Annotated in this window: 4 protein-coding genes and 2 pseudogenes; 2 read left to right on the top strand and 4 right to left on the bottom strand. The window is 68.6% G+C overall.

Annotated elements, in window-relative coordinates; genetic code table 11:
- Positions 1-24: 24 nt before the first annotated feature.
- Positions 25-624 (top strand): hypothetical protein, encoded by a 600-nt coding sequence (locus tag CSW58_RS11070; protein ID WP_099447324.1) that lies wholly within the window; start codon positions 25-27, stop codon positions 622-624.
- Positions 624-1,139: a F0F1 ATP synthase subunit B gene (locus CSW58_RS11065; protein WP_099447323.1), complete on the top strand. Its 516-nt coding sequence runs from the start codon at positions 624-626 to the stop codon at positions 1,137-1,139. The genes CSW58_RS11070 and CSW58_RS11065 overlap by 1 nt, the downstream gene beginning before the upstream one ends.
- 83 nt (positions 1,140-1,222) lie before the next feature.
- Here the strand turns inward: CSW58_RS11065 and CSW58_RS11060 are convergent, their stop codons facing one another.
- The 4 genes and pseudogenes from CSW58_RS11060 to CSW58_RS11045 form a co-directional block, all read right to left on the bottom strand.
- A complete protein-coding gene (locus CSW58_RS11060; protein ID WP_369825164.1) occupies positions 1,223-1,660 on the bottom strand; it encodes a hypothetical protein in 438 nt (145 codons plus the stop codon).
- A complete protein-coding gene (locus tag CSW58_RS11055) occupies positions 1,657-2,058 on the bottom strand; it encodes a hypothetical protein (RefSeq protein ID WP_099447322.1) in 402 nt (133 codons plus the stop codon). The genes CSW58_RS11060 and CSW58_RS11055 overlap by 4 nt, the downstream gene beginning before the upstream one ends.
- A gap of 131 nt (positions 2,059-2,189) precedes the next feature.
- Positions 2,190-3,771 (bottom strand): annotated as a pseudogene (gene gcvPB, locus CSW58_RS11050) (aminomethyl-transferring glycine dehydrogenase subunit GcvPB).
- Positions 3,768-4,076, bottom strand: a pseudogene (locus CSW58_RS11045) (glycine dehydrogenase); the annotation flags it as partial. The pseudogenes gcvPB and CSW58_RS11045, both read right to left, overlap by 4 nt.

Here is a 4,076-nt window from a genome sequence, read left to right as displayed (position 1 = left end):
CCCCTCACCGGACGATATTAGGTAATGGCTGAATCCACACAGTCCGCTCCGGCGGTCCCGACCCATGGCGCAGAGGCTCACGCCGCGCCGGGCACGACGCACGAGGCGACGGGCGCCGAACACGAGTCCGGCGGTCTTCCGCAGTTCGAGTTCCAGCACTGGGGCGGCCAGATCGCCTACCTGCTGGTGCTGTTCGCAATTCTCTACGTGCTTGTCGCGCGCGTCTTCACCCCGCGCATGCGGCGCGTGATCGACGGCCGCGCCAGCACCATCGCCGGCGCGATCGATGCCGCGCGTCAGGTTCAGGCCGAGGCCATGGAGCAATCCAAGGCCGCCGCCGCCGATCTGGCCGAGGTTCGCGCCAAGGCCCAGGGCGTCGCCTCTGACGCTCGCGCCAAGGCCGCCGCTGAAGCGGCCGAACGCTCGGGCGCCGAAGAGGTCAAGCTCGCCGCGCAACTCGCCCAGGCCGAAACCCGGATCGCCGCCATGCGCGACTCGGCCATGGCCAGCGTCGGGACCGTGGCCAGCGATACGGCCATGGCCATCATCGACAAGCTGACCGGCAAGTCCGCCTCGGCCGCCGACATGAAGGCCGCCCTGGCCGCGCGCGGAGGAGCCGCCTGATGCCCGCCTTTTTTGAAGCCGAGTTCTGGAGCCTCTCCAACCCTGAGTTCTGGGTCGGCGTCGGCCTGGTCCTGTTCATCGCGATCGTCATCTGGGCCAAGGCCCCGCAGCTGATCGCCGGCAAGCTCGACGAGACGGCCGCCAAGATCCAGGCCAACCTCGACGAAGCCGCCCGGATCCGCGCTGAAGCCGAAGCCATGCTGGCCTCGATCCGCGCCAGCCGCGAGGAATCCGAGCGTCAATCGGTCGCCATGCTCGCCGCCGCCAAGGCGGACGCCGAACGCCTGGCCGTCGAAGCCAAGATCAAGCTGGACGACCAGATCAAGCGCCGCGCCGAACTGGCCGAACGCAAGATCGCCCAGGCCGAGGCCCAGGCCACGGCCGACGTCAAGGCCGCCGCCGTCGATCTGGCCGCCGCCCTGACCGAGCAGGTCCTGGTCGCCCGACTGGCCGCCCAGGGCGCTGACCCCCTGGTCGACGCCGCGATCGGCGAAATGGCCGGCAAGCTGCAATAGCGGCTATCGGCCGTTCAAAATGACAAAAGGCGCGCTCCCCTGGGAGCGCGCCTTTTTTGTTGTCGGTCATCGCGACCGACGGCCTATTCCTTGCGAAGCCAAACCCGCTTGCCGCGCTTGCGCAGGCGCTTGAGCACCCGCCATTTGGCGCCGCGGATCAGCAGCTTTTCGCTGCGTAGCAGCTGTTGCCAGAAGACCAGGATCACTTCGGGCTCGCGACGCATCAGGCGACGGATCGGGAAGACCAGCTTGGAGTGACGGCGCTGCCAGCGGATGAACCGACGTTTGGCGCTGAACGAATTGCGCAGGACGATCATCAGGCCGATGACCAGCAGCGGCAAACCCACATGACCGGGTAGGGGCGTGAGGATCGCGCCGGCCAGGATGATGACCCCGCCCAGGGCGATCAGCGCGATGCGCAGCGCGCGCGCGAAGCCGTCCCGAAGCAACTGCGCCAATCTCTGGCGACGGCGGAAGCGAACCGGAAGGTCGTGGCGCGGAAGGCCGAGGGTCGGCGTCACCGACGCCGCCGAAGCGCCCGACGCCAACGCTTGGCCCGGCGCCACGGAGGAGGCAGGATGATCTTTTCCACCCGCAGAACCTGCTGCCAGGCCACAGGAAAGACCTCCGGCTCGCGGCGCAGCAGGCGGCGAAGCGGGAAGATCAGCTTGGGGTGGGCGTGCTGAAATCGGACGAACTGCTTGCGGGCCTTGAACGAGTTCCGCAGCACCAGCATCAGGCCAATGACCGTCAGCGGCAGGCCCAGGGGGCCGGGCAGGGGGGCGATGAGCGCGCCGCCGGCGATGAACACCAGGCCGAGCACGACCAGCACGATGCGCAGCCCCCGACCCACCAGATCCCTGGTGAGTTCATCGGCGGCGGAGAAGCGCACGGAGGGCATGGGGAGGGTAAAGGTCATGACAGGAGCTAACGGACAATGCGCGCCGTTTGATCCGGCAAAAGGCCGACTCTCGGTTCACGAGCCCGATATGAGGACGGGGCGCCCCGCGTAAAGGCGCCCCTCCCCCCCAATGATAGGGGTGTCGCCGCCTATTCCGCCGCCAGTGGCGCGATAGCCACAGGTTTCCACCTCAAGCGTGGCTTTCTGGCCGCAAGGGTTTCGTCCAGACGCCGCAGCGGCGCATGATAGGGGGCGCCCTTGAAGCGTTCGACATCGCCGGCTTTCGCCGCCACGGCCAGGGCGCGCAGGGCGATGATGAACCGGTCCAGCTCCTGCTTGCTCTCGGTTTCGGTCGGCTCGATCAGCATCGCGCCGTGCACCACCAGCGGGAAGTACATGGTCATCGGGTGGAAGCCCTCGTCGATCATCGCCTTGGCGAAATCGAGGGTGGTGACGCCGGTGCCCTCCAGCCAGCTGTCGTCGAACAGGGCCTCATGCATGCAGGGGCCGTCCGGGAAGGCGGGCGTCATCAGGTCGCTGAGGCGGGCCTTGATGTAGTTGGCGTTCAGTACGGCGTCCTCGGCGACCTGGCGCAGGCCGTCGGCGCCGTGGCTGAGCATGTAGGCATAGGCGCGGGTGAACATGCCCATCTGGCCATGGAAGGCGTTCATGCGGCCAAAGGCCTGGCCGGCGGGGCCCGTGGCGTGCTCGACCAGCTCATAGCCGTGGGCGTGATGCACCACCCAGGGGGTCGGTGCGAAGGGCGCCAGGGCTTCGCTGAGCACCACCGGACCCGCGCCCGGACCGCCGCCGCCGTGCGGCGTCGAGAAGGTCTTGTGCAGGTTGATGTGCATGGCGTCGACGCCCAGGTCGCCCGGCCGCACCCGGCCGACGATGGCGTTGAAATTGGCTCCGTCGCAGTAGAAATAGGCTCCGGCCGCGTGGGTCAGGCGGGCGATCTCGACGATGTCGCGCTCGAACAGGCCGCAGGTGTTGGGATTGGTGACCATGATGGCGGCCACGTGGTCGCCGAGCTTGGACTCCAGGTCGGCCAGGTCGACCCGGCCGTCATCGGTCTGGGCGATCTCGACCACGGTATAGCCGCAGAAGGCCGCGGTGGCCGGGTTGGTGCCGTGGGCGCTGGTCGGGGCCAGGACGGTCTTGCGGTGACCGTTTCCGGCCGCCTCATGGGCGGCGCGGATGGTCAGCAGGCCGCACAGCTCGCCATGGGCGCCGGCCTTGGGGCTCGGGGGGCAGGGCCACGGCGGGCATGCCGGTCAGGGTCTTCAGCCAATGGGCCAGGCGGTCCATCAGTTCGATCGCGCCCTGCACCGTCGACTGCGGCTGCAGCGGATGGATGTCGGCGAAGCCCGGCAGGCGGGCCATCTTCTCGTTGAGGCGCGGATTGTGCTTCATCGTGCACGAGCCGAGCGGATAGAGGGCCAGGTCGATGGCGTGGTTCTTCTGCGACAGGCGCACATAGTGGCGCACCACCTCGGGCTCGGACAGGCCGGGCAGGCCGATCGGCGCGGCGCGGACCAGATCGCCGAGGTCGTCGCTGAGCGAGGGATCGGTGTCGGCCAGATCGACGCCGGTCTTGTCCCAACCGTCGCGTTCAAAGATCAGAGCCTCGTCCTGCAACAGGCCCGCGCCCCGGTCAGGGTGGGGTGGACATAGTCGTGGGCCACGACTTCGGGGACGGGTCGGCCGTCCGACGGTGTTCATGCTCATTGGGCCAGCACCTTGCTCAGGGCCTTGGAAAAGAGGGCGATGTCGCTGTCAGGCGTGGTCTCGGTGACCGCCACCAGCAGCACGTCGTCGAGGCCGGCCGCGGGGCAAGGCGCGAATAGGGCACGCCGGCGATGATGCCGTTGGCGGCCAGGGTCTCGACCACCTCGGCGGCGTCGCGCGGCAGGCGGATGGCGAACTCGTTGAAGAAGCGCGGAGTGAGGATCTCGACCCCGGCACGGCGGCCAGGGCGTCGCGCAGGGCGCGGGCCTTGGCGTGGTTGATCGCCGCCAGCTGGCGCAGGCCCT

It is taken from the genome of Caulobacter sp. B11, from assembly GCF_002737765.1.
Lineage (GTDB): Bacteria > Pseudomonadota > Alphaproteobacteria > Caulobacterales > Caulobacteraceae > Caulobacter.
The sequence above is the reverse complement of the archived record's forward strand: the minus strand, read 5'-3'. Positions and strand labels throughout refer to the sequence as shown.